This is a genomic window from Marinicauda salina (assembly GCF_003122085.1).
Lineage (GTDB): Bacteria > Pseudomonadota > Alphaproteobacteria > Caulobacterales > Maricaulaceae > Maricicauda_A > Maricicauda_A salina.
In genome coordinates this window covers 751,996-775,997 of the sequence record NZ_QEXV01000003.1, presented here as the reverse complement: position 1 = coordinate 775,997, position 24,002 = coordinate 751,996, and the positions used below count along the sequence as shown (strand labels likewise).

Annotated in this window: 21 protein-coding genes; 12 read left to right on the top strand and 9 right to left on the bottom strand. The window is 67.1% G+C overall.

Features of this window, described 5'->3' with window-relative positions; all coding sequences use genetic code 11:
* Positions 1–601: 601 nt before the first annotated feature.
* Both DDZ18_RS09250 and DDZ18_RS09245 read right to left on the bottom strand, forming a co-directional pair.
* The gene (locus tag DDZ18_RS09250; protein WP_109253056.1) at positions 602–1,033 is read right to left on the bottom strand and encodes a very short patch repair endonuclease; all 432 of its coding nucleotides are present in this window, start codon (positions 1,031–1,033) and stop codon (positions 602–604) included.
* Entirely contained in the window at positions 1,030–2,187 is a 1,158-nt protein-coding gene (locus DDZ18_RS09245; protein ID WP_109253055.1) for a DNA cytosine methyltransferase, read from the bottom strand. The genes DDZ18_RS09250 and DDZ18_RS09245 overlap by 4 nt, the downstream gene beginning before the upstream one ends.
* A gap of 77 nt (positions 2,188–2,264) precedes the next feature.
* Here DDZ18_RS09245 and DDZ18_RS09240 point away from each other — a divergent pair, with 77 nt between their 5' ends.
* The gene (locus DDZ18_RS09240) at positions 2,265–3,095 is read left to right on the top strand and encodes a tetratricopeptide repeat protein (RefSeq protein ID WP_109253054.1); all 831 of its coding nucleotides are present in this window, start codon (positions 2,265–2,267) and stop codon (positions 3,093–3,095) included.
* Here DDZ18_RS09240 and DDZ18_RS09235 read toward each other — a convergent pair.
* Positions 3,092–4,015: a thioesterase family protein gene (locus tag DDZ18_RS09235; protein WP_109253053.1), complete on the bottom strand. Its 924-nt coding sequence runs from the start codon at positions 4,013–4,015 to the stop codon at positions 3,092–3,094. The genes DDZ18_RS09240 and DDZ18_RS09235 overlap by 4 nt on opposite strands.
* Before the next feature lie 74 nt (positions 4,016–4,089).
* Positions 4,090–4,521 (bottom strand): transcriptional repressor, encoded by a 432-nt coding sequence (locus DDZ18_RS09230; protein ID WP_109253052.1) that lies wholly within the window; start codon positions 4,519–4,521, stop codon positions 4,090–4,092.
* Between the two features lie 161 nt (positions 4,522–4,682).
* Here DDZ18_RS09230 and DDZ18_RS09225 point away from each other — a divergent pair, with 161 nt between their 5' ends.
* The 4 genes from DDZ18_RS09225 (at position 4,683) to hisS (ending at position 10,145) form a co-directional block, all read left to right on the top strand.
* Positions 4,683–5,321 carry an OmpW/AlkL family protein gene (locus tag DDZ18_RS09225; protein ID WP_109253051.1) on the top strand — a complete coding sequence of 213 codons (639 nt, stop codon included), beginning with the start codon at positions 4,683–4,685 and terminating at the stop codon, positions 5,319–5,321.
* Positions 5,322–5,477: 156 nt separating this feature from the next.
* On the top strand, positions 5,478–6,311 hold the full coding sequence (locus DDZ18_RS09220; RefSeq protein WP_109253050.1) for a SapC family protein: 834 nt from the start codon (positions 5,478–5,480) through the stop codon (positions 6,309–6,311).
* 129 nt (positions 6,312–6,440) lie between these two features.
* Complete coding sequence (locus DDZ18_RS09215; protein ID WP_109253049.1) at positions 6,441–8,591, top strand: protein-disulfide reductase DsbD family protein; 2,151 nt, start codon at positions 6,441–6,443, stop codon at positions 8,589–8,591.
* Positions 8,592–8,672: 81 nt separating this feature from the next.
* Positions 8,673–10,145, top strand: coding sequence for a histidine--tRNA ligase (hisS, locus tag DDZ18_RS09210; protein WP_109253048.1), 1,473 nt, complete (start codon positions 8,673–8,675; stop codon positions 10,143–10,145).
* A 259-nt stretch (positions 10,146–10,404) separates the two neighbouring features.
* Here hisS and DDZ18_RS09205 read toward each other — a convergent pair whose 3' ends face one another.
* From DDZ18_RS09205 to DDZ18_RS09195, 3 genes are all read right to left on the bottom strand, one after another.
* Entirely contained in the window at positions 10,405–11,289 is an 885-nt protein-coding gene (locus DDZ18_RS09205) for a hypothetical protein (RefSeq protein WP_109253047.1), read from the bottom strand.
* Positions 11,290–11,437: 148 nt separating this feature from the next.
* Complete coding sequence (gene groL / locus DDZ18_RS09200) at positions 11,438–13,072, bottom strand: chaperonin GroEL (protein WP_109253046.1); 1,635 nt, start codon at positions 13,070–13,072, stop codon at positions 11,438–11,440.
* A 51-nt stretch (positions 13,073–13,123) separates the two neighbouring features.
* Positions 13,124–13,435, bottom strand: a complete 312-nt coding sequence (locus tag DDZ18_RS09195; protein ID WP_109253045.1) for a co-chaperone GroES — start codon at positions 13,433–13,435, stop codon at positions 13,124–13,126.
* A 291-nt stretch (positions 13,436–13,726) separates the two neighbouring features.
* Here DDZ18_RS09195 and DDZ18_RS09190 point away from each other — a divergent pair, with 291 nt between their 5' ends.
* The 3 genes from DDZ18_RS09190 (at position 13,727) to DDZ18_RS09180 (ending at position 16,732) form a co-directional block, all read left to right on the top strand.
* Positions 13,727–14,383 carry an OmpA family protein gene (locus DDZ18_RS09190; protein ID WP_109253044.1) on the top strand — a complete coding sequence of 219 codons (657 nt, stop codon included), beginning with the start codon at positions 13,727–13,729 and terminating at the stop codon, positions 14,381–14,383.
* Between the two features lie 145 nt (positions 14,384–14,528).
* A complete protein-coding gene (gene mddA / locus DDZ18_RS09185; RefSeq protein ID WP_109253043.1) occupies positions 14,529–15,323 on the top strand; it encodes a methanethiol S-methyltransferase in 795 nt (264 codons plus the stop codon).
* Positions 15,324–15,496: 173 nt separating this feature from the next.
* Complete coding sequence (locus tag DDZ18_RS09180; protein WP_109253042.1) at positions 15,497–16,732, top strand: EAL domain-containing protein; 1,236 nt, start codon at positions 15,497–15,499, stop codon at positions 16,730–16,732.
* A gap of 121 nt (positions 16,733–16,853) precedes the next feature.
* Here the strand turns inward: DDZ18_RS09180 and DDZ18_RS13755 are convergent, their stop codons facing one another.
* Positions 16,854–17,723, bottom strand: a complete 870-nt coding sequence (locus DDZ18_RS13755; protein ID WP_146190648.1) for a hypothetical protein — start codon at positions 17,721–17,723, stop codon at positions 16,854–16,856.
* An 18-nt stretch (positions 17,724–17,741) separates the two neighbouring features.
* Complete coding sequence (gene cas1, locus DDZ18_RS09175; RefSeq protein WP_109253041.1) at positions 17,742–18,815, bottom strand: CRISPR-associated endonuclease Cas1; 1,074 nt, start codon at positions 18,813–18,815, stop codon at positions 17,742–17,744.
* A gap of 621 nt (positions 18,816–19,436) precedes the next feature.
* On the opposite strand from cas1, the gene DDZ18_RS09170 reads away from it, so the two are divergent.
* From DDZ18_RS09170 to DDZ18_RS09155, 4 genes are all read left to right on the top strand, one after another.
* The gene (locus DDZ18_RS09170) at positions 19,437–20,153 is read left to right on the top strand and encodes a hypothetical protein (RefSeq protein WP_109253040.1); all 717 of its coding nucleotides are present in this window, start codon (positions 19,437–19,439) and stop codon (positions 20,151–20,153) included.
* A gap of 100 nt (positions 20,154–20,253) precedes the next feature.
* Positions 20,254–20,832, top strand: a complete 579-nt coding sequence (locus tag DDZ18_RS09165; protein ID WP_109253039.1) for a helix-turn-helix domain-containing protein — start codon at positions 20,254–20,256, stop codon at positions 20,830–20,832.
* 14 nt (positions 20,833–20,846) lie between these two features.
* A complete protein-coding gene (locus DDZ18_RS09160) occupies positions 20,847–21,209 on the top strand; it encodes a hypothetical protein (protein WP_146190647.1) in 363 nt (120 codons plus the stop codon).
* Positions 21,152–23,950 carry a hypothetical protein gene (locus tag DDZ18_RS09155; protein ID WP_146190646.1) on the top strand — a complete coding sequence of 933 codons (2,799 nt, stop codon included), beginning with the start codon at positions 21,152–21,154 and terminating at the stop codon, positions 23,948–23,950. Before DDZ18_RS09160 ends, DDZ18_RS09155 begins: the two co-directional genes overlap by 58 nt.
* The last annotated feature ends 52 nt before the right edge of the window (positions 23,951–24,002 follow it).

Here is a 24,002-nt window from a genome sequence, read left to right as displayed (position 1 = left end):
CCGAGAGGCCCGCCGGACCGCCCGCGCGACCCTCCACCTTCTTGCATGCGAGCGCGGAGCGAGCTCCGGCGCCGGGGTCGGCGCGTGGGCGGCGAGCCCCCTCCCTCCCCCTCCGTGGGGAGGGTGGCCCGGCCGCAGGCCGGGCCGGGTGGGGGGGCGAACGTAGAGCGCCTTCCGGCCGTCACCCCACCCCGCTCGCTGCGCTCGCGTTCGCCGCTTCGAAAGCGCCACTGGCGCTTTCTCGGGTGGCTCACCCCCATCAAGGGGAGGGAGGGGCGTTTGTACGGATGCGACGACGCGCGCAATCTCTCTCCCTCCCCCGCTTGCGGGGGAGGCGGGAAGGCTGCTGGACGAGCCCCCAAACCTCCTCGATCGTCATTCCCGCGCAAGCGGGAACCCAGAGATCGAAGGGCTCTCGGCCTCTCTGGGTCCCCGACGGCCTTCGGCCTCGGGGATGACGAAGGAACCCTTCGGAACCGTCGAGCCATCGAGGGAAGAGAGAGGGCCGGGTGAAATCCCGGACGCGCCGCAGGCGCGATCCGGGACCTCCCGGCGGACAATCGCGCGGAGGCCCCGGCGCTCCCTTCGGTCGGCCGGGGCTTCAGGCGGCGTCGTCCAGAAACGCCCGCAACCGGTCCGCCAGCGCGTCGGGGTCCTTAATCTCGCACTCCCACAGCACGAGGACGTCCCAGCCGAGATCGGTCAATGCGGCGATGTTCTTGCGGTCGCGTTCGACATTGCGCGCGATCTTGGCCGTCCAGTAGTCGGCGTTCTGCTTCGGCGTCCGCGCCCCGCGCCTGCAGTCGTGGCCGTGCCAGAAGCAGCCATGAACGAAGATCGCCTTCTTGCGGCCGGCAAAGACGAGATCGGGCGCGCCGGGCAGGTCCTTCCTGTGCAGGCGGAAGCGATAGCCGAGCGCGTGGGCGAGCCGGCGGACTTTCATCTCCGGCTTGGTGTCCTTGCCCCGCACCCGCGCCATGACGCGCGAGCGCTCGGCGGGCGTGAAGACGTCGGTGGCGGGCTTCGGGCTCATTCCGCCGCGGCGCCGAGGGCGGCGTCGGCGCGGGCGAGGAGCGGGTCGAGGACGTGTTCGCGCAGCCAGGCCACGGCGGGCGCGGCGACGCCGTCGCCGGTGACGTGGAGCGCGGCGGTGGCCCGCTCGGGCAGGCGGTATTCGTCGGGCAGGCCCATCAGCCGGGCGGTCTCGCGCGGGGTGAGCGGGCGCGATCGCGTCGCGCGTCCGGCGACCTCGACGACGAACTGGCGCGAGGAGCCGCCGCCGGGCGTGCGCAAACAGCCCGCCAGCCCGTCGAAGCGGATTTCGGCGCGCTGGACGCGCTCGCCGTTCTCGATGCGCGTGCGCCGGAAGGCCGCGCCGATCACGGGGCCGCCGGCGGTCCGCGCGGCGGTCACCTTGGCGCGGTTGGCCGGGCCCATCAGCGAGAGTAGCCGCGTCGTCTCGGCGCGCGGCCGCCAGGGCGCGTCGGCTTTGGGCTCGAGCAGGTCGACCAGCGCCGTGTTGCGCTTCGGCGGCGCGGGCAGGCGCCACCACACCCAGCGCGCCGCCAGGCTGGCGGGCAGGCGAGCGTGAGCCGCGCGCACGCCGGGGCTGTGGAACGGGCCGTCTTCGGGCGCGGGCGCGCCAAGCGGGCCGGGGTCGACTTCGTCGGCGGCGGCGACGAGGAACAGGCGCGGCCGCGACTGCGGCAGGAAGTGCGCCGCGTCGATCTCGAGCGCGCCGAAGCGGTATCCGCCCCCGGCCAGCGTCTCGCACAGCGCGGAGAAGTCCGCCCCGCCGGCCGAGGTCAGAAGGCCGGGGACGTTTTCGAGCACGATCAGGCGCGGCGCGCGGCCCTCCCGCCGCAGCGCCTCCATCAGGAACCAGAAGGCGAAGAAGCTCGACGAGCGCTCCGCATGCATGCCGCCCCGCCGGCCGGCCAGCGACAGGTCCTGGCAGGGAAAGCTCGCCCAGGCGAGATCGGCCCGGCCGGGCAGGGCGTCGGGGCGGATCGCGCGGACATCGCCTTCGTGGAAATGATCATCGCCGAAATTGGCCCGGTAGGCGGCGGCCTTGGCGGGGTCGATGTCGTTGGCGAAGCCGCAGCGCCAGCCCTCGCCGAGGCCGAGCCGGGCCATCCCGCCGCCGGCGAAGAACTCGTAGAAGAGGCGCGCGGAATCACCGACCATGCGTTCAAGCTAGCCTGCTGCGGCCCCTCGGGAGAAGCCTCGTGCGTCCACGCGATTCACGCCATAGGATCGGTTCCATGTCGCGCCTCCTCCTCGCCGCGGCGTGGCTGGCCCTCGCCGGCGCGCCCGCCTCCGCCGAGCTCGTCGATGTCCGCATGCTGCCGGGCGACGAGGAGCACCGGCTGTGGCTCGCCTTCGACGTCCAGCCCGCCGGGGTCGATGCGCGCATGGCGCCCGACGGCGTGACCGTGGTCGTGTCGGGAGTCGAGGGCCGCGCCCGGCGGATCGAGTCCGCCCGGCCGGGCCCGGTCGGGGTGATCCGCACCGAGCCGCGCGGCGCGGGGCTGGCGGTGAGCTTTCCCGGCAGCTGGACCTATGCGGCCGCCGAGATGCGCCAGGGCGGCGTGCTCGTGCGCCTGCGCGGACCCGGCGCGCCGCTCGATTTCGATGGGGCGGAGTCCGGCGGCGCGACGGCGGAGTCGGCGCCGGCCGGGTCCGAGAGCCCTTCTGCGAGCGCCCCGGAGACCGCGGCCGGGGAGGTCGACGACGCTGGCGCGACCGCGGGATCGGCGTCGACCGAGATCGCGTCCTCCGAAGACGCCGGCCCCTGCGCGGAGACCGGCGCGGCCGTCGCGGCCGACGCCTGGGATCTCGACGCGTTGACCGCCCACGCCGGCTGCCTGCTCGACGCCGGACGGCGCGGCGAGGCGGCGGCGATCTACGAACGCGTGCTCGCCTTCGAGCCGGGCCGGTTCGCGCCGGCCATGGAGCTCGCCCGCATCCGCGAGGCCTCCGGCGATCTCGAGAGCGCCGCGGCGCTCTACGAGGCCGCGGCGAACGTGGCGCGGACCGACGCCCAGGCGCTGGAGGCGCGCGCCGGCCTGGAGCGCGTGTCGGAGAGCCGCTAGACGGCGAGTCCCTCGATGCAGGCGGCCTTCAGCGCTTTCAGGGTGTCGGGATCGGCCGGGCGCAGCCTGCGTTCGTCGAGATCCATCAGGCAGGCGACGCCCTCCATGGTCCACCAGGGCTCGCCGGTCGCGGGATCGAGCACCCAGTGGACCAGCGAGCGCACCTTCTCGCTCGCCGCCGTCAGGCCCGAGCGCATGACGAAGCCCTCGCCCGCCGTCGCGAAACGGCGATAGAGGACGCGGGCCTCGAGCAGCGCCCCGGCGACGCGCAGCCCTTCGTCGCTCGAATGGGCGGTCCATTCCTCCGGGAAGCCGGTGGCGAAATGGACCACGCCGTCGGAGACCTTGCCGATCGGCGTGTCGGGCCGCATGCGGCCGAAGATGTCGACGTCGGCGGGACCGAAGCGTCCGATCCCGACCTCGGCCAGGCCGAGCGCGTCGGCGCGGGCGCGGGAAACGTCTTCGGCGGGCGCGGCGGGCTTCAGCCCGCGGGGCGCGGCTTCCGGCGGGGGCTGGATCCGCAGCGCCTCGAGCGCCGTCCGGGCCCGATCGGGCCAGGCGAACACGGAGCGGTAGACCGGATCGGCGTGGGCGAGCTGGAAGCGGAAGGTCGCCGTCGGCCGGTCGCGGTCCGGCTGGCGCATCACCAGCACCGCCTCGAGCGTGCGGTCGTCCCAGTCGGCGACGCCGCCGGCGATCTCCAGCGGCGCCCCGGGACGCGCCTCGGCGAGGAAGCGCACATGCAGCTCGCGCGGGATCAGCGTCGCCGTCGCGTTCGCCGCGAAGGCGCCGCGCATGCCGATGCGGTCGGACAGCGTCCCGATGGCCTCCCAGGCCTTCGCCGCGTAGGCGCGCACATTGAGATGCCCGAGCTCGTCGCACTCCCAGGCGTTCGCATTGCCCCGCCAGAGCGTTTCCATCGCCGCCTCCCTCGCGCCGGGGCGAGGCTAAGCAGGTTCGCGGAAATCTTTAAGACCGTTTCGCTTCGGGCGACTCAGGCGTCGGCGCAGTTCGCGCAGCGGCCGTAATGCTCGACGACGGAGCGCTCGACCCGGAACCCGTCGGGCGAGTCGGCGGGTTCGGCGTCGACATGGCGCTCCTCGACATTGCCGCACGCCTCGCAGATGAACAGCTCGGCGTCGCCGCGGTCCTCGCCATGGACGCAGGCGAGATAGGCGTTCAGCGCCTCGACCTTGTGGGCCAACCCGGCCGAGGTCAGGAAATCGAGCGCGCGATAGACCGTGGGCGGTTGCGCCGCGCCGCCGGGCTTCAGCGCGGCGAGCAGGTCGTAGGCCTTCACCGGCCCGCCGGCGTCGAGCAGGAGCTCGAGCACGCGCCGGCGTACCGGCGTGAGCGACAGGCCGCGCCGGGCGCACTGCCGTTCCGCGGCCGTTAGGGCCTGACGCGTATCGATGGTCTCGCTCATGACCCCTCATGTAATCCGATCCGCCGCCGGGCGCGACCCCGGCGCGCGCCTGCGGCGCGGCGCCGCGCGACCGGGCGCCGCGCGGCGTCTTGCCCTCTACCCGCGCGCGGCGACCCGGCGCATGAAGGCCCTATCTTCAATAGGGAAATAGGGGACCCACAATGAAAGTCTTCTTCTCGGCGGCCGCTTCGGCCCTCGTGCTCGCCGGCCTCGGCGCCCCGGCCTTCGCCGACCAGGGCGAATGGCGCTTCCGCGTCCGCGCGATCACCGTCCAGCCCGACGAAAGCGCGGACATCACGCCGATCGGCGGCGATGTCGACATCGACGCCTCGGTCGTGCCGGAATTCGACATCAGCTACTTCCTGACCGACAACATCGCCGCCGAGCTTATCCTCGGCGTCACGCCGCACGACGTGACCGCCGTCGGCACGTCGCTGGGCGATGTCGATCTCGGCGAGACGACGCTGCTGCCGCCGACGCTGACGCTTCAGTACCACTTCGCGCCGGACGCGCAGTTCCAGCCCTATGTCGGCGCCGGGATCAACTACACGACCTTCTTCAACGAGGACCTGCCCGGCGGTTCGCCGCTGGCGTCGATCGACTATGACGACAGCGTCGGCGCGGCGCTGCAAGCGGGCTTCGACTACAAGATCAACGAACGCTGGTTCTTCAACGTCGACGTCAAGAAGGTGTGGATCAACACCGACGTGACCATCGACGCCGGCGGGCTCGGCATCGTCGAGGCCGATGTCGACATCGACCCGGTGATCGTCGGCGTGGGCGTCGGCTGGCGCTACTAGCCCCGCGGCGCCGGCCATGCGACGAGGCGCGCCCGTCCCCCGGCGGGCGCGCCTCTTGCATTCGGCGTTCGCTCACGCCTGTTCTGACGGGCTTTGTTGCCTATCGGGACGGTCTTCGCTAACACCAGCTGCGAATGTCACGAAGGGGGAGCCGTAATGGCCGACGCCGCCGCCAGCCAAGGACAGATCAAGGGCACGCTGCCGCTCTACAAGCGCCCGGAGCCGTTGAACGTCGCCCAGCACAAGGGCAAGGGTCTGAAGTATCCCGAGCGCAAGTTCGGCTTTCTTCAGGAGAGCCATTTCGTGCCGATCACGGTGGGCGAGTTCACCGCCGCCGCGTCGCGCTTTCCCATCATCTTCCTCGGCCAGACCCGCACGCCGGTCGCCGCGATGGGACTGAACGCCGGCTCCAATCTCTTCGTCGATCCGGAAACCGGCGACTTCGAGAAGTTCAGCTACATCCCGGCCTATGCGCGACGCTATCCGTTCGTCTCGGCCGTGATGGATGGCGGCGAGCGCTACACGGTATGCATCGACGCCGACTCCGAGATGATCTCGGACAAGCCCGACGAGCCCTTCTTCAACGATGACGACCAGCCGTCGAACCTGACCCAGCGCGCGATCGATTTCGTCCAGCGCTACGAGGCCGACGTCAAGGCGACTGAGCGGTTCATCGAGCGCCTCCAGGAGCTGGACCTGTTCGAGGAGCAGACGACGACCTACCAGCCTCGCGACGCCGCCGGTCAGCCGCAGGGCGAGCCGCAGACGATCGCGCAGTACTGGGGTGTCTCCGCCGACAAGCTCAAGGATCTCCCGGCGGACACGTTCTCCGAATTCCGCGACAGCGCGATCCTCGGCGCGATCTACGCCCACATGATCTCGATGGGGCAGTGGGAATACCTGATCCAGCGCGCCATCGCCCGCGAAGCCGGAGCGGGCGGCGCCGCGGACGTCAGCGCGCCGCCGCCGCCGCCGTCTCCGGAAGCCTGAATCCGTGCGCGGGCGGGGACGCACCCCGCCCGCAATCACTCTGCGCTCACAGGGTCGTAACCGGGCTCGCGCGGTCGGGCAGGCCGCCTATATGATCCCGCATCACGTGATCTGCGGAGTGCGACGCTCATGACAGGCTGGCCCGCCCGGCTTCTCCAAATCCTAGTTCTCCTGGCGACGCTGCTTGGCGGCGGCGCGGCGGATGCGCAGTTCGGCTCGGCCGAGCCGATGGTGGACGCGCGCCTGGTGTCGGACCGGACGTCCGTCGGCGCCGGCGAGACCTTCCACATCGCGCTGCGCCAGGAGATCGAGCCGGGCTGGCACACCTACTGGCGCAATCCCGGCGATTCCGGCGAACCCACGGAGATCGCGTTCGACCTGCCCGAGGGCTGGACGGCCGGCGAGATCGTGTGGCCGACGCCGGCGGTGTACCCGATCGGCCCGCTGGCGAATTACGGCTATGCCGACGCGGTCACGCTGCCGGTTCCGGTCACCGCGCCGGCCGATCTTCCGCCCGGCGAGACGACGATCGCCGCGCACGCCCGCTGGCTGGTGTGCGAGGAGATCTGCATTCCCGAAGAGGGTGATTTCCAGATCACGCTCTCGACGGGCGAGACGCGGCCGGACCCGGCCGGCGCGCGGTTGATCGAAGCGGCGTTCGACGCCGCCCCCGAGGCGGCCGGACCGATCGAGGCCGGTCTCGTCGCGGCGGACGGCGCCCTGGCGCTCACCCTGCGCGGCGACCCGCTCGCCGGCGGGGACGCAAGCGTCCGCAATCTGCAATTCTTCCCCCATGACGGCGGGGTGATCGAACACGCCGCCGAGCAGCGCGTCCGCCTCGCCGACGGCGGAGCGCGCATCGACCTCGTTCCGGGGTGGCGCATCGAGGGCGCGGTCGACGCGGTGCGCGCCGGCGTCGTCGTCTTCGAGCGCCGAGAGGGCGGGCGCTGGCGCGAGCGCGCCGTCACCGTCCGGCCCGAGCCGGGCGCGGCGGTCGCCGAGATCGCCTCGGGCCCCGCGGGCGACGCCGCTCCCGGAGCATCGGAGACGGCGACCGTGTCCTTCCTCCAGGCCGCGGCGTTCGCCCTGCTCGGCGGACTGATCCTCAACCTGATGCCGTGCGTCTTCCCGGTGCTGTCGATGAAGGCGCTCAACATCGTCAACAAGCGGGGCTCGGAGCGCGCTCACGCCCGCGAGCTCGGCCTCGTCTTCGGCGCCGGCGTGCTCATCACCTTCGTGGCGCTGGGCGCGCTGCTGCTGGCGTTGAGATCCTTCGGCATGCCCGGCGCCTGGGGGTTCCAGCTCCAGGCCCCGGTCGTCGTCGCCGGGCTGGCGCTCCTGATGTTCCTCGTCGGGCTGAACTTCCTGGGCGCGTTCCAGATCGGGACCTCGCTTCAGGGCGTCGGCGGCGCCGCGCCGACGCGGGGTCGCTCGGGCGCCTTCCTGACCGGCGTGCTGGCGGTGTTCGTCGCCGCGCCGTGTCTGGCGCCCTTCATGACGGTCGCGCTCGCCTTCGCCTTCAGTCAGCCGCCCGCGGCGTCGCTGACGATCTTCGCCTTCCTCGGCGTCGGGCTGGCGTTGCCCTTTGTCGTCGTGAGCTTCTTTCCGGCTCTGCTGGGCTTCCTGCCGCGGCCGGGCGCGTGGATGGAGCGCTTCAAGCAGTTGCTGGCGTTTCCGATGTTCGCCACGGCGATCTGGCTGGCCTGGGTGCTCGGCGTCCAGACCGGCGCAGGCGGAGTCGCCTGGCTGTTGCTGGCGTTCCTCGCCGCCGGCTTCGCGATCTGGGCCGGCCGCGTCGGCGGCGGCGCGGGCCGCGCCGCGAGCCTGGTCGGCGTCGCGCTGGCGGCGGGCGCGCTGGTCGTGACCGGTCGATTGGAGCTGGTCGAGACCTCAGGGGCGGGCGGCGCGTACGAGGACTGGAGCCCGGAGCGGGTCGCGGCGCTGCGCGAAGAGGGCCGGCCGGTCTTCGTCGATTTCACCGCGGCGTGGTGCGTGAGCTGCCAGGCCAACAAGCTGGGCGCACTCGCCGACGCCGACGTCCGCGAGGCCTTCGCGCGCCACGATTTTGTGCTGCTGCGCGCGGACTTCACCAATCGCGATCCCGAGATCGCCGCCGCGCTCGAACGCCACGGCCAGGCCGGCGTGCCGCTCTACCTCGTCTACCCGGAAGGCGGCGGGGCGGCCGAGGTTCTGCCGCCGCTCCTGACCGAGCGCATCGTGCTCGATGCGATCGACCGCGCGATCGGTCCGGACGGCGAGGCGCTGGCCGCGCAAGACTAGGCGGGCGGCGGTCGCGGCTTGATCGCGGGCGCGCGCGGGGCTAACTCCGCGTACCGCCCGCCGATCACGGATCCCCACGCCATGGCGAAGCCCAAGACATTCAAGCCCAAGGCGCGCCGCCCGCGCGGCTTCGAGGATCGCGCCTCCGACGCGCTCAGGGCCGAGCGCGCGCTCGTGCACGCCGCCAGCGCGGTCTACGAGCGCTGGGGTTTCGAGCCGCTCGAGACGCCGGCTTTCGAGTACGCCGACGCGCTGGGCAAGTTCCTGCCCGACGCCGAGCGTCCCAATGAGGGCGTGTTCGCGCTGCAGGACGACGACGAGCAGTGGATGGCGCTGCGCTACGACCTGACCGCGCCGCTGGCGCGCTTCGTCGCGGAGAATTTTCAGGATCTCGCCAAGCCGTTTCGCCGCTACCAGTTCGGCGAAGTCTGGCGCAACGAGAAGCCCGGGCCCGGCCGCTTCCGCCAGTTCGTCCAGTGCGACGCCGATTCCGTCGGCGCGCCTGGCCCGGCCGCGGACGCGGAGATGATCGCGCTGGCCTGCGAGGTGATGGGCGCGGCGGGGCTGACCGAGGGAGAGTATGTCGTGCGCGTCAATGACCGGCGCCTGCTCGACGGCGTGCTGGAAAGCCTCGGCGCGGCCGACGAGACCAGCCGGCTGCGCGTCCTGCGCGCCATCGACAAGCTCGACCGCTTGGGGCGCGAGGGCGTCGAGCAGCTGCTCGGCGCGGGCCGCGAGGACGAGAGCGGCGACTTCACCGAAGGCGCGGGGCTGGATGGGGACGGCATCCGGACGGTGATGGGTTTTCTCGACGCCGCCAGCGCAGAGGGCAGCCGCGGCGATGTCGTTGCGCGCCTGCGTTCGGCCGTCGGCGAAGGGCGCGGTGAAGCGGGCATCGCGGCGCTTGAGGAGATCGATGCGATTCTGTCCGCCTTGGGGGTCTCGGAGAACGCGGCGATCTTCGACCCCTCCGTTGTGCGCGGGCTCGGGTACTATACGGGCCCGGTATTCGAGACCGAGCTCCTGGCGGTCCCGACCTATCCGGACGGCTCGCCGATGCAGTTCGGCTCGGTGGCTTCGGGCGGGCGCTATGACGACCTGGTCGCGCGCTTCACCGGCCAGGCCGTGCCGGCGACGGGCTTCTCCTTCGGCGTGAGCCGCTTCGCCGCCGCGCTCGCCGCGCTCGACCGTCTTGGCGCGGCCGAGCCCGATCCGCTGGTCGTCGTCATCGCCGCGGACAAGGACCGCATGGCGGACTATTTCGCCATGGCCGCCGAGCTGCGCGCGGCGGGCCTGCGCGCCGAGGCCTTCGTCGGCGGGGGCAATATGGGCAAGCAGCTGAAATACGCCGACCGGCGCGGCGCCCGATTCGCCGTCATCGAGGGAAGCGACGAGCGCGAACGCGGCGAGGTGGCGATCAAGGATCTCGAACTCGGCGCGGAGATCGCCGCCGAGGTCAGCGATCACGACGCCTGGCGCGAACAGCGCCAGCAATTCACCGCGCTGCGCGGCGAGCTGGCGTCCGCCATCCGCCGCCGGCTGTCGGGAGACTGACGGTCCGTGCGCCTGAAAATGCGCCGTGTCCAAGGGGTTGACGGGCGCAGTCCGATCGGGCCAAGCTCCTTAACAGACAGGGCCTGACCGTCTTGTCTCTCGAGAGGTCTCTGGGGAGGAGACGTCTCTTTTCGACCAACCGACAATTCGACCCGGCGTCCTCGGACGCCGGGTCTTTTTTTCTCCGGAGATGGTCGCCCGGCGCGAGGCCCCCGGGGGCCACATAGAGACCCCGCGCCGGACGGACCGGACCGCTCCCTCAGGGACGATCCGGAGCTTCGGGCGCGGGCGGCGGGCCGGCCAGCCTGTCCGCCTCGCGCGAGTTCAGCCATTCGGTGAGCGCGTCGCCGGTGAGCTCCTCGCCGTTGATCCAGACGCGCCGGCGGCCGTCGGAGTCTTCGACGCGGATGCGTCGGCGATCGCCTTCGGCGCCGAGATCGTCGCCGTCGAAGCGCATGACCCGGACGGCGCGCACTTCGCCGTCGCCCGCCTCTGCGAGCAGTTCGGCGTGCTCGGCGCGGAACTCGGCCAGCTCTTCGGCGAGCTCGGCGCGGGCCTCGCGCAGCTCAGCGATCTCGTCTTCGGTGAGTTCGCGGCGCTCGCCGTTCTCCTCGACCCAGCCGCGCTCGATCGCGCGATCGATCCCGCGCAGGCCGGCCTCCATGCCGCGCGCGCCGGCGCGCAGGCCGTGGACGCGCGCCTGTTCGGCCCGCCGGACGGCGTGTTCGACCCGCACCTCGACGTCGGCCATGTGATCGCGCAGGCGCTCGCGGTGCGCCTCGATGCGGGCGTGGTCAGCCGCGGCGCGTTCTTCGTGTCGCGTCTCCAGTTCGACCATCGCCTCGGCGAGCGCCTCCATGGCGCGTTCGAGCGCTTCCTCCTCGGCGTCGGTCCAGGCGACGCCCTCGAACGCCTCGTCGAAGTCGAAATCGAAGTCGAAATCGACGTCATGAACGCCGGCCGCCTCGACGGCCGCCATCGCCTCGTTCATCACGGCGTCGACTTCGGCCTGGCTCAGTTCGCGGCCGTCGTCGCCGACGAACACGACCGTGCGCGATTCGCGCGGCGCGTCGGTCAGGGCGGCCGCGCCGCCGGCGGCGAGAAGGAGCGGCGCGATCGCGGCCGCGGCGAAAACAGTCTTCATGGGGCGTCCTCCAGGATCTCGCCGCCATGAAGCCGCAGCGCGCATTACGACGCGCCGACCCCGGCGTTAAATCTTCGTCATGTCCCCGAAAGAAGAAGGGCGGCCCGAGGGCCGCCCTTCCGATGGTCTCCGTCGATGGAGGCTGGACTTAGAAGCCCATGCCGCCCATGTCCGGCGCCGCCGGCTGGGCCGGCTGGTCCTTCTTCGGCTTTTCGGCCACCGCGGCTTCGGTCGTGATGAACAGACCGGCCACCGAGGAGGCGTCCTGCAGCGCATGACGCACGACCTTGGCCGGGTCGATCACGCCGAACTTGAACATGTCGCCGTATTCCTCGGTCTGGGCGTTCCAGCCGAAGCCGACGGTGTCGTTGTCGCGCAGCTTGCCGACCACGATCGAGCCCTCGACGCCGGCGTTCTCGGCGATTTGACGGATCGGGGCCTCCAGCGCGCGCGCCACGATGGCGATGCCCTGGTCCTGATCGTCATTCTCGCCCTTCAGGCCTTCGAGAGCCTTCGCGGCGCGCAGCAGCGCGACGCCGCCGCCGACCACGATGCCTTCCTCGACCGCGGCGCGAGTGGCGTTGAGCGCGTCGTCGACGCGGTCCTTCTTCTCCTTGACCTCGATCTCGGAGGCGCCGCCGACCTTGATCACCGCGACGCCGCCGGCGAGCTTCGCCAGCCGCTCCTGCAGCTTCTCCTTGTCGTAGTCCGACGAGGTGTCCTCGATCTGCTTGCGGATCTGGTTGACCCGGCCCTCGATCGCGGACTTCTCGCCGGCGCCGTCGACGATCGTGGTGTCGTCCTTGGTCACCGTGACCGTCTTGGCCGAGCCGAGCATGTCGAGGGTGACGTTCTCGAGCTTGATGCCGATGTCCTCGGAGACGACCTGGCCGCCGGTCAGAACGGCGATGTCCTCGAGCATGGCCTTGCGGCGATCACCGAAGCCCGGCGCCTTCACCGCGGCGATCTTCAGGCCGCCGCGCAGCTTGTTGACCACCAGCGTGGCCAGCGCCTCGCCTTCGACGTCCTCGGCGATGATGAGCAGCGGACGGTTCGACTGAACCACCGACTCCAGCACCGGCAGCATCGGCTGCAGCGAGGAGAGCTTCTTCTCGAACAGGAGGATGTAGGGATCCTCGAGCTCGACCTGCATCTTCTCGGTGTCGGTGACGAAGTAGGGCGAGAGATAGCCGCGGTCGAACTGCATGCCCTCGACGACGTCGAGTTCGGTCTCGAGCGACTTGGCTTCCTCGACCGTGATCACGCCCTCATTGCCGACCTTTTCCATGGCCGAGGAGATCATCGCGCCGATCTCCTTTTCGCCATTGGCCGAGATCGTGCCGATCTGCTCGATCTCCGAGGAGCCCTTGATCGGGGTGGAGTTGGCCTTGATGTCCTCGACGACCTTGTTGACGGCGAGATTGATGCCGCGGCGCAGGTCCATCGGGTTCATGCCGGCCGCGACCGACTTCATGCCTTCGCGGATGATCGACTGGGCGAGCACGGTCGCGGTCGTCGTGCCGTCGCCGGCCTCGTCATTGGTGCGCTGGGCGACTTCGCGCACCATCTGGGCGCCCATGTTCTCGAACTTGTCTTCGAGTTCGATCTCCTTGGCGACCGACACGCCGTCCTTGGTCGTGCGCGGGGCGCCGAAGGATTTCTCGATGACGACGTTGCGGCCTTTCGGGCCGAGCGTGACCTTCACCGCGTCGGCGAGGGTGTCGACGCCCTTGAGCATCTTCTCGCGCGCGGAGGAGGAGAATTTGACGTCTTTAGCGGACATGTCTTCTTCCTTCGTCTCTCAAACTTGTTGCACTGAACGTTCAGTGGTGCGTTACGCGGCCTTGGCGGCCTTCGAGCCCTCGATCACGCCGAGGATGTCGGACTCCTTCATGATCAGGAGCTCCTCGCCGTCGATCGTGACCTCGGTGCCCGACCACTTGCCGAACAGGACGCGCTCGCCGGGCTTCAGGTCGAGCGGGCGCACGCCCCCGTCTTCCTTGATGGCGCCGCCGCCCACGGCGACGATCTCGCCTTCCTGGGGCTTCTCCTTGGCCGTGTCGGGAATGATGATCCCGCCCTTGGTCGTTTCTTCTTCCTCGACGCGCCGGACGAGGACGCGGTCATGCAGAGGACGAAAGCTCATCGCATCTGACTCCATCAATTGAGCTCGAGGCTCGGTTCGGGTTGTCGATTTTCGCCGCCGCGGGCGTTAGCACTCCAACGCCCCGGCTGCTAACAGCGCGGAGGTAGGAGGCGGGGCCGACCCCGTCAAGAGGCGCGCGCCTGCGCCAGCGCGAAAAATTGCGGCGTGAAAAAGATCGATCCGTTCAGGAGCTATTCACCGGGCTGTCGCGTACATGGATGGCGTAGGGCGCGGGGAGCGGGTAAGCTTGCGCTCTCAACCAGATCATCGCGGCCACGGAGGTTCGCCCCAATGAGAATTCGTTCGATCATCGCCGCCGGCATGGCGCTCGGCCTGACGACGGCCTGCACCACGACGGACCAGTACGGCAACGTCACGCAGAACCGCACCGGCACGGGCGTCCTCGCCGGCGCGGCGGCGGGCGCCCTGCTGGGCACGCTCGCCGGCGGCGACGACCGTCGCAACGCGCTGATCGGCGCCGGCGTCGGCGCGCTCGCGGGCGGCGCGGTCGGCAATTACATGGATCGCCAGGAAGCGGAGTTCCGCCAGCGCCTGCGCGGCTCCGGCGTGACCGTGCGCCGGGTCGGCGACGAGCTCGTTCTGCTCATGCCGGGCGACGTCACCTTCGCCACCGATTCCGCGCAGCTCGCGCCGCGCTTCGGCCCGGTGCTCACCGACGTCGCCGACGTGCTCCAGACCTATCCCGCGACCTATGTCGACGTCGTCGGCCACGCCGACAGCCGCGGTCCGGCCGAATACAACCAGCAGCTCTCCGAGCGGCGGGCGTCCTCGGTGGCCGCCGAGCTGATCGCGCGCGGCGTGCTGCGCGACCGGCTCTATGTCGCCGGCATGGGCGAGCGCGCCCCGATCGCGAGCAACGAGACCGACGAGGGCCGGGCGGCCAATCGCCGGGTCGAGATCACGATCGCGCCGCACACCGGTTCCTAGGGCGACGGCGCAATCCGGTCGGGAAGGGCGCGCTCCATTGCGGAGCGCGCCCTTTCTTTTTCAGCGGGCTCGCGGGGAAGCGGCAAATAATATATACATGCGCATGATCGACTCACCATCGGCGACTCGCCGGGAGGTTCCTGTCATGACGCGTCTGGCCGTCCTGATCTACGGCGTCATCGCCTACGCGCTCTTCTTCGTCACATTCCTCTATGCGATCGGTTTCGTCGGAAACTATGTCGTGCCGAAATCGATCGACAGCGGCGCGACGGCGCCCTTCACGATCTCGCTCGTCGTCAATCTTGCGCTGATGAGCCTGTTCGCCATCCAGCACAGCGTCATGGCCCGGCCCGGCTTCAAGCGCTGGTGGACGCGCATCGTGCCGCCCTCGATGGAGCGCAGCACCTACGTGTTGCTGTCGAGTCTCGTGCTCGCCCTGCTGTTCTGGCTGTGGCGGCCGATGCCCGGCGTGGTCTGGCAGGTCGAGGGCGTCGCCGCGATGGCGCTGACGGCCCTGTTCTTCCTCGGCTGGGGCGTCGTGCTCATCAACAGCTATGCGATCGATCATTTCGAGCTGTTCGGGCTGCGCCAGGTGTTCGACTTCTTCCGCGGCCGGTCGTTCGAGCCGCCGGGATTCAAGGAAAATCTTCTCTACAAGCTGGTGCGCCATCCGCTGATGCTGGGCTTCATCATCGCCTTCTGGGCGACGCCCGTGATGAGCGTGGGTCACCTGCTCTTCGCCGTCGTGACCACCGCCTACATCCTCGTCGCGCTTCAGTTCGAGGAGCGCGACCTGATCGGCTATCTGGGCGGGCGCTACCGCGATTACCAGCAGCGCGTGCCGATGCTCATCCCGTTCGTGAAATTTCCGTTCGGCGGCGGGTCCTCCGGCGGGGCGCGGGAGCGCAGCGGCGCCTCGTCCGACACGGCGGCCGAATAGCCGCCGGCCGCCCTTCCGGGCGGCGGATGCGCTCCGGGTGCGACGCGATTCCTTCGCGTCGCGCGCGGTCCGGCGCGTTAACGCTCTGACAACACGTATTAACGCACCCTAGGATCGGCCGAGACGCGCCGCGATTCGCCGCGGCCGCACCGCATCCGGGGGAGACACGCGCAATGCCTCGCGCCGCCGACGTCATGGTCGTGATCACCTACGCGCTGGTGGCCGTGGTCGCCGCGCTGGCCTTCGAGCGCTTCGGGCTGATGGGTTCGGAGCTGGCCTGGCTGATGGGCGCGGTCGTGTTCCTGATCGCCGGCCAGGCCCACGCCGCGGCCGCGCGCGCCGAGGAGCGCCGGCTGTTCCGCGACGAGATCGACCAGCTCAAGAGCTCCAACCTGTCCATGCTCGAGGAGCTCGAGGCCGCCCAGGAGCGCATCGACGCGCTGTCCGAGCAGTCCGCCGCCGCCGCCCCGTCCGGCGCGCCGGTCACGCCCGCCGCCGCCGCGCCGCCTTCGGCGAACGCCGCCCGGCCGGAGGACCGCCTGATCTCGGAGCTGCTGGCGCGCCTGGAGTCGGCCGGCGCCGCGCCGGCGCAGCGTCCCGCCGAGACCGAGGCGGTCAGCGCCGCGCTGATCCGCGAGGCGCTCGACGCCAACCGGGTCGATCTCTATCTCCAGCCGGTCGTCGGCCTGCCCCAGCGCCGCACCTATTTCTACGAGGGCTTCTCGCGGCTGCGCGACGCCGACGGCGAGGTCATCACGCCGGCGGCCTTCCTGTCGGCGGCCGAGGAGGCGGGCCTCATCGGCGAGGTCGACAATCTCCTGCTGTTCCGCTGCGTGCAGATCGTGCGCCGCCTGACCAAGTCCGACCGGCGCACGGGCGTGTTCTGCAACATCTCGCTAAGATCCTTCGCCGACGAGCGCTTCTTCCCCGACTTTCTCGAGTTCATGCGCTCCAACAGCGATCTCGCCGGCTCGCTGATCTTCGAGATCCCGCAGGCCGCCTTCCTGGAGCGTTCCGCGACGGCGGCGCGCAACATGGCCCGGCTGGCCGATTACGGCTTCCGCTTCTCCATCGACCAGGTCGAGGATCTCAACGTCGATCTCGCCGAGATGCAGCGCGCCGGCGTGCGCTTCGCCAAGATCGAGGCCGGCCGGCTCATCCAGGCCGCCCACGGCGCGGAGGGGATCGCCGGCCGCGAGCCCGGCGCGATCCGGGCCGAGGACATCGCCGGGCTGTTCGCCCGCCACGGCGTCGACCTGGTGGCGGAAAAGATCGAGACCGAGCCGACCGTCGTCGAGGTGCTCGATCTCGATGTCGCCTACGCCCAGGGCTATCTGTTCGGCGCGCCGCGCCCGGTGCGCGAGGAGGTCATCGCCGAGGCCGGCGCGCCCGAGCGCAAGGCGGGGTAAGGCGGACGCGATCATGCGAAGGCTCCGCGCTCGCCGACCCCCCTCCCCTCCGAGAGGGGAGGGGGTATAGATAACTCCGCCGAAAATTATGTGTGTGCCCACGACCCTCTGCGAACAACTGTTAAAGGCCAATAAGCCGCAATCCCGCATTACATACAAAGAATATGGCAGCCCCGAAAAAAGCACCCATCATAGCAAGTCCAATTTGTGTAGTGTGCTGATCTATAAACCCTTTTCCTGCAAATTTTGCGCTTAACCATCCCGTGAAAACTAGCCGAAATGCTTCGAATATGATGAATAGCGCTAACGCTAACATGCCCAGATGAGCGACTTCCCGTAGCCAATCATAACGATTAACAATGATTACAAATGCTGTAGTGATCACTAATGAAATTAGAATCCGTTTAGCCGCCAGATTAAATCGCTTAAACGCATTCAAAACATCGCCGCGAAAAAGCAGCCTAGCAGGGCGATTTACCCAATAAGCCGAAATTGGCACTATCGCAAATAATATATTGAAAAGTACACTATTATTATCCAATGGCCTTAAGCTTACAATTACGCTAGCGACCAACGCTATGACCGCACCAATTGCATAGCTTGTAATTTCAATAACCAGTATGTTTTCGGACTGAATTAACTTAACACGAAATACTGCTGCCATATAAAGCAATAAAACAACCAACACATGCTTCCAATGCTCATATAGCGTTATATCAACTTTAATAAATGCGCCTATAATACTTATTATGTTTTGTAAAATTGGGTCAGCCCACCCAAAAAGCTGGTCAACAAAACGCTCATAGTACTGCAGGATAATTAAAAGTGGCGCAGAAATATGCCCAACTTCAAAACCAAGTCGTATCAGCATCACGATCGATAGTGAGCTCACGACAAAAGTAATAATTTTTAATACCCAGAATATACTACCGACTGAGGCGGACCTTAATGCTAAATCGCTTTTGTCTTTTGGTGTTCTTTTATCCGCCATTTTTCTATCTATGCAATACTATTCAAGTAATATATTTCGTGTTATTTCGGCCGCCACCCTACACGTCCCCTTTTCCGTCACCACGAAATCCGCCGGATGGAAGATGTGCTCGCGCAGGAGCGTGAGTACGCGCCGCTCCGCGAGCGGACGGCCGGGCTCCATGAGATCGAACACGAGGGTTTCCCGATCGGGATCGGTCTTGTCGCCATGAACGATCCCACGCGTCGGATCATAGCCCTCGGCGATCACCTGGAGGCGCGTGCGCGCTTCGAGGATGCCGTATGCGTAATTGAGCATGGCGTTGACCGGGTGCGTCGCGCGGCGATTGCTCGGGACTTTCTTGGCGCGCAGCGCGGAGCGCGAGGCGTAGGTCAGCCAATCCTCCGGCACGGGATGCTGTTTGAGGCCTTTCCAGCGGATCGGCGTTTCCGCCCAAGCGCGGAAATACGCCTTCGCGGCCTTGCCCTCTATCCCGATGAGATCGAACACGGTGCGCGGCGGGGCATCGTCAAGGGCTTTGAGCGCGGCTTCAGCTGTGCGCGCGGCGCGGTTTCTCGCCTCGCTCGGCGGCATGTGATCGGCGAGGTTTTCGAGCGTGGCTTCGATCTTGTCGCGGATAAGGGGCATGCCGAAGGCGACGCGTTCGGCTTCATTGGTGCGCGCGGCGGTCTGCCAAGCTGCCTTGTCGGGATCGGCGGCGTAAGCGGGCTCGCCGACGACCGAGATCGCGCGGCCATCCCAGCGCAGACGAATGAGCGGTATGTCCTGTTCGGCGAGCCAATCGATCGCGTCGAGGGTGATCTCACCGGAGCCGTCCACGACGACGATGCGCGGAGGCCGGTCGAGCGCGCCCTTGAAGAAGCGATGCTCGCGGATTTCGGCGGGGTAGTGCGTATTGCCGTCGCGGATCGTGAGCGCGCCGCGCTGCACGCGGATGGAAAGCCCCTGGCCGGTCAGGATGAGCGGGTGCGCTTGACGTTCGCGCCGCTTTCGGCGGGGAATGGATTCCTCATGGACGCGAAGCCAATATCGGCAACGCGACGCCCAATCATCGGACGTGGCGTCCTGTGCGTCATAGGTTTGAGCAATCATTTAGACCCCACTGAATGTTGACTCATGTACCCATAACTCACGCCGCATCAGAAATGCACTACCTCAAGTGTCTTGTTATACATTATATGCATATATTAATAGTCAACCTCGCCTCTATTTATTAATACAAGCCATTCGCTTCATTATCCTTATTTAATTGCAGCTTCGTGATAAATTTGCATACGCATCGGCATCAAGCTCAGATGAATATTCTGACACAATTTCTTGAAACTCTTCACAGTTCTGCTTTATCTTAAAATGTCTATATATAGGTATAGCTATAATAGAAACCAATACTATGATAACTGCTATCGATGCCATAATACGCGTTAACTTCTCTGAGTCATTCATGAATCTACTCCCCTGTTTTCTGGGTGCCAGTAGTACGACCGTGAGCGCGCTACGATGGACGCGAATGGATAGCCCTGGCCGGTCAGGATGAGCGGGTGCGCTTGACGTTCGCGCCGCTTTCGGCAGGGAATGGGTTCCTCCTGGACGTGAAGCCAATATCGGCAGCGCGACGCCCAATCGTCGCCGTTGATCGCTGCATCCGGATCGCAGTCAAAAGTTTGCGCTTCCGCCATCGCCTTCCCCGTACGCGTGAGGAAATCTTAGCATCCTATGAGTGCGAGAGAAGAAGAAGTTTGGGGGAAGGCCGAACCGCTCGCGACAGCTTGGCGTGAATTTGCGGACTATGGGCTGGAGGGATTCGACCGGCGCGGATCGCTTCGCCTCTATGAGCGACCGAAGGCGAAAGAGACGATAGATGACATCGTCAGACGCGAGCAGATGTTGGCCAGCCTCGAAGCTAATCTCAAAAAGGAATTCCTCACCCGGATCGAAGGCGGCGAATTTGACGCCTATGGGCGCGATATAAGCCAAGCGATCAGCAGCCCAATCGTCAAAATCCCGAACAGCTTCTTCAATCAGGATGCGGCGGGTTTCGAAGTTGATTTCGACGCGTCGCGCTTAAACCTCCTGGGCAAAACCATCATTGATATTCGCGTGATCCCGGCCGACACCTCGAAGGAAGCACTCGCGGCCAGCAATGGCGATGCGGCTGAGGTGTCGCCTAGCGATGCGTCGGAGATGGATGAGCAGCGTAGGCCGGCTCACCGACCGAACACGCAGGATGCGTTCAAAGCGAAGGTAAGGGAGGCCGTGCGCGACGATCCTGAGTTCCTCCTACGCGGCAATCGGACTGACCAGGCGCGCGAGATAAAGGCGCGTCTGTACGGCGAAGGCGCTCGAAACCTGGACGATATGGCCGGGTGCAATATCGACAGTGCACGGCGTTGGGTTGGCGAGGTCGCCAATGAGATAATCCGAGATGCGTAAACTGCGCAAACTGCATAAACGCTAAAAGCATTAAAAGTACAATTTATTCAAATAGATAAATAGATCATGGTTCTGGTGAATTCATTCGCTGGAGCCGCCCGTGGCACGTAGACAACGCGACTTCGCCGCCGAATACCGCCGCCGCCTTGAGCGCGGTCGAGCGCGCGGTCTGAGCAAGGCCCAGGCGCGCGGCCATCCCCGCCAGGGCGAACCGCTCGCCTCCAATCTCAGCAAGCTCCCGCCGAGCGCGCCGGAGATCGAGGACGCGATCCGCGCCATGCGCGAGGGCGAAAGCCTGCGCGCGGCGGCCCGCGCGTCAGGCGTGTCCGAGCGTCGGGTGCGGCGCTTCATCAAGCTGCGCAATCTCGCGACCCGGAAGGGCCGGACCTGGACGATCCATGATCCGCGGCCGCGCCGCGTGGCGATGTTCTCCGAAGGTCAGCAGAAGACGGTGATCGTCGAGGGCTATCAGCCCGCCTCGAAAGCCGGTCGCGCCTGGGACCGGCAAGGCCGTTTCGTTCGGTCGAACGATATCGACCTGCTCGCCGAGCTTCGCGGCGAGGGCCTGACCGATATTCGCGGCCACTTCCACCCCTTCAAAACCGATCCGAACGTGCTCCACGCGCTCGCCGCCGCGAGCGAGGAAGCCTTCTACGAAATCTATCAGATCGTCAGCTAGCCAAGGAGGAAACTATGGCGAGCCCACCCACCCCGCGCGATGAACGCTTGGAACGACAATACCGGCGTCTCGGCACGCGCAATCCCGCCTGCGTGGTTTGCGGCGAATCCGATCCGTTCTGTCTCGAGCTTCATCATATCGGCGAGCAGAAGCATAACGACGAACTCGCCATCGTCTGCCGCAACTGCCATCGCAAGGTTACGGACCCGCAGAAGGATCGCGCACACGTCGAATGCGACGATCCGGAACGCGAGCAGCTTGGCCGTCTCCTGTGCGGCCTTTCGGACCTCTTCGCCATGATCGGCGACAGCCTGGGCGCGTGGGGGCGCAAGCTCCTGAGCCTCGACGACGCCAACACTCCGGAGCGCGGATCATGACCCTGCCCGCGCCCGATGAAATCGCCGTTCGAGACTTCGCAGAGAAGCCGGGCAAGACGCCGATCGGCGCGCGCCCGGCGGGAAGCGGTTTGGATGAACCGTCCCCCTGGACGCTCGTATTCGACACCGAGACGACGACCGATCCCGCCCAATCGCTTCGCGTCGGCTTCTACCAGGTGCGCAACGGCAAGGATCCCGCGGAGGAAGGCGCGTTCTACGATCCCGACACGCTGGACGCCGCCGACCAGGCGAGACTTGCGGCGTATTGCGAAGAGCGGGGCCTGACGCTGCGCACGGTCGCCGAGTTTCGCGAGACCGTGTTTCTCAAGATCGGCTACGACCTCGGCGGGGCGATCGTGGGCTTCAACCTGCCCTTCGATATCTCGCGCATCGCGATCTCGCACGGCTCGGCCCGGGGCAGCATGCGCAGCGGGTTTTCGTTCGAGATGAGCCGCGATCGCACCCGGCCGCGCGTCAGGGTCAAGCACCTTTCGCGGCGTGCGAGCCTGATCGATTTCGCCCTGCCGGGCGCGCAGGAACTCGCCAGGAGCGCGCGCAAGCGCGGCATGACCCGTCCAAAGCATCGCGGCTACTTCATCGACGTGAAGACGCTCGCCGCCGCGCTGACCTCGCGATCGTTCAGCCTCGAATCCTTGTGCGACTTCCTCGACGCGCCGACCCGCAAGCGCGTGAGCGAGGATCACGGCGGGCCGCTGACGGCCGATTATCTCGACTACGCGCGCGCCGATGTGCAATCGACCTGGGAATGCTTTGCCGCGCTCTCGGCGCGATACGCCGAACATGATCTCGCAACCGGCGCGCACCGCATCCTCAGCGAAGCGAGCATCGGTAAGGCCTATCTCGGCGAGTTCGGTATCAAGCCGTTGCTCGCTTGCCAGGACGTGCCGCGCGATCTCTTCGGCCGGATCATGTGCGCCTATTACGGCGGCCGCGCCGAGGTGCGCATTCGCCGCGAGGTGCGCGAGATCATCTCTACCGACTTCAAGTCGATGTACCCGACCGTCAACGCGCTCATGGGCCTATGGGCCTTTGTGATCGCCGAGGGCTTCACCTGGCGCGAGGCGACCGATGAAACGCGGCGCTTCCTCGAAACCGTCGAACGCGACGATTTCCAGGACCGCGAGACCTGGCGCGAACTGACGACGCTCGTGCGCATCCGCCCGGACGACGACCTTGTGCCGACGCGCGCCAAATACGACACGCTTAAAACCAATGCGACCTATACGATCGGGCTTAATTACCTGACCTTTGACGGCGAGCTTTGGTACACGCTCGCCGATGTCGTCGCGGCCAAGCTCTTAAGCGGCAAAGCCCCCGAGATAATCGAGGCGATACGCTTTGAGCCGGGAAAGCCGCAAAGCGGGCTAAAGCCAAAGAACCTATTCGGCAAAGCCGGTTACCGCATTGATCCGCTAAAGGAGGACGCCTTTACGCGCTTAATCGACCTGCGCGATGACGCGAAAGCCAAAGGCGATCAAAACGAAAAGGCGATAAAGATCATCGCCAACGCCGCCTCCTACGGCATCTTTATCGAAATCCAGCGCGATAACGCGCCAAAGAAAGAGCCTTCAGCCGTTTACGGGCCTAATGGCTTTTACGATGAAATCGAAAGCACCGCGCTTGAAGAGCCGGGGAAGTACTTCCATCCGCTCCTGGGCGTGCTGATCACCGGCGCGGCGCGGTTGATGCTCGCCATCGCCGAACGCGTCACGCTGGATGAAGGCCTCGCCTGGGCGTTTTGCGACACGGACAGCCTCGCGATCGCGCGACCGAAGGCGATGAGCCGCGAGACCTTTCACGCGCGCGCGCGCCGCGTCCTGGCCTGGTTCGATCCGCTCAACCCGTACCGCAAATCCGGATCGATCCTCCAGGTCGAGGACGTCAACCACGCCCCCGAGGGCGGCGACGACCTTCGCCCCCTCTACGCCTTCGCGGTCTCGGCGAAACGCTACGCCCTGTTCAATCTCGACGCCGAGGGCCGCCCCGTGATCCGCAAGGCCTCCGCGCACGGCCTCGGCCACCTGATCGCGCCCTACGGCGAAGACGACCCTGCACCGGGCGTCCCTGAGCCTGTCGCGCCGCTTCACAAGCTCGGCGTGACGCGCTGGCAGTATGATCTCTGGTACATGATCCTCACCGCCGCGCTCGGCGATCGGCCGCACCAGGTTCCGATGGACTACCATCCCGCACTCGCCAAGCCAGCCGCGCGGCGCTACGGCGCGACCAGCCCGGACCTCCTGAAATGGATGGACCCGTATAACGAGGATCGCGCCTACGCCGACCAGGTGAAGCCCTTCGGCTTCATGGTAAGTTTCACCGCGCGCGAAGGCCTCTACGCCGACCCGCCGCCGCCCGTGGACGCCGATCCGCACAAGCGCGGCCGCCCGAAGAAGACGAAGACGCCGAAGCCGATCGCGCCCTTCGAACGCGACCCGGCCGAAGCAGCCCGCCAGGCGTTCGATCGGGAGACCGGCGAGCCCGTGGCGGAATCAACCTTGAAGACGTATGCTGAAGTTCTCGGCACCTACCATCTCAGCCCGGAAGCGAAGTTCGAAAACGGCGGGGCGTGGGATAGCGGCGAGACGTTCAGGCGGCATGTGCATGCCCGCAAGCTCAGCCTGATCGGGAAAGAGGCGAATGGCGTGGGGGAGTTTGGAGAGCGGGTTGATCCGACTGAGTTGATGGAAGCGGTCTTTGGGTATCGCGATAACCATCGCTGAAACCTCTCCAGCCGCCGCAAATAAGGTATCACGTGTAAACCCGCCTACAATA

Coding starts and splice junctions, on each gene's coding strand:
- DDZ18_RS09250 (WP_109253056.1), bottom strand. CDS start 1,033: ATGAGCCCGAAGCCCGCCACCGACGTCTTCACGCCCGCCGAGCGCTCG.
- DDZ18_RS09245 (WP_109253055.1), bottom strand. CDS start 2,187: ATGGTCGGTGATTCCGCGCGCCTCTTCTACGAGTTCTTCGCCGGCGGC.
- DDZ18_RS09240 (WP_109253054.1), top strand. CDS start 2,265: ATGTCGCGCCTCCTCCTCGCCGCGGCGTGGCTGGCCCTCGCCGGCGCG.
- DDZ18_RS09235 (WP_109253053.1), bottom strand. CDS start 4,015: ATGGAAACGCTCTGGCGGGGCAATGCGAACGCCTGGGAGTGCGACGAG.
- DDZ18_RS09230 (WP_109253052.1), bottom strand. CDS start 4,521: ATGAGCGAGACCATCGATACGCGTCAGGCCCTAACGGCCGCGGAACGG.
- DDZ18_RS09225 (WP_109253051.1), top strand. CDS start 4,683: ATGAAAGTCTTCTTCTCGGCGGCCGCTTCGGCCCTCGTGCTCGCCGGC.
- DDZ18_RS09220 (WP_109253050.1), top strand. CDS start 5,478: ATGGCCGACGCCGCCGCCAGCCAAGGACAGATCAAGGGCACGCTGCCG.
- DDZ18_RS09215 (WP_109253049.1), top strand. CDS start 6,441: ATGACAGGCTGGCCCGCCCGGCTTCTCCAAATCCTAGTTCTCCTGGCG.
- hisS (WP_109253048.1), top strand. CDS start 8,673: ATGGCGAAGCCCAAGACATTCAAGCCCAAGGCGCGCCGCCCGCGCGGC.
- DDZ18_RS09205 (WP_109253047.1), bottom strand. CDS start 11,289: ATGAAGACTGTTTTCGCCGCGGCCGCGATCGCGCCGCTCCTTCTCGCC.
- groL (WP_109253046.1), bottom strand. CDS start 13,072: ATGTCCGCTAAAGACGTCAAATTCTCCTCCTCCGCGCGCGAGAAGATG.
- DDZ18_RS09195 (WP_109253045.1), bottom strand. CDS start 13,435: ATGAGCTTTCGTCCTCTGCATGACCGCGTCCTCGTCCGGCGCGTCGAG.
- DDZ18_RS09190 (WP_109253044.1), top strand. CDS start 13,727: ATGAGAATTCGTTCGATCATCGCCGCCGGCATGGCGCTCGGCCTGACG.
- mddA (WP_109253043.1), top strand. CDS start 14,529: ATGACGCGTCTGGCCGTCCTGATCTACGGCGTCATCGCCTACGCGCTC.
- DDZ18_RS09180 (WP_109253042.1), top strand. CDS start 15,497: ATGCCTCGCGCCGCCGACGTCATGGTCGTGATCACCTACGCGCTGGTG.
- DDZ18_RS13755 (WP_146190648.1), bottom strand. CDS start 17,723: ATGGCGGATAAAAGAACACCAAAAGACAAAAGCGATTTAGCATTAAGG.
- cas1 (WP_109253041.1), bottom strand. CDS start 18,815: ATGATTGCTCAAACCTATGACGCACAGGACGCCACGTCCGATGATTGG.
- DDZ18_RS09170 (WP_109253040.1), top strand. CDS start 19,437: ATGAGTGCGAGAGAAGAAGAAGTTTGGGGGAAGGCCGAACCGCTCGCG.
- DDZ18_RS09160 (WP_146190647.1), top strand. CDS start 20,847: ATGGCGAGCCCACCCACCCCGCGCGATGAACGCTTGGAACGACAATAC.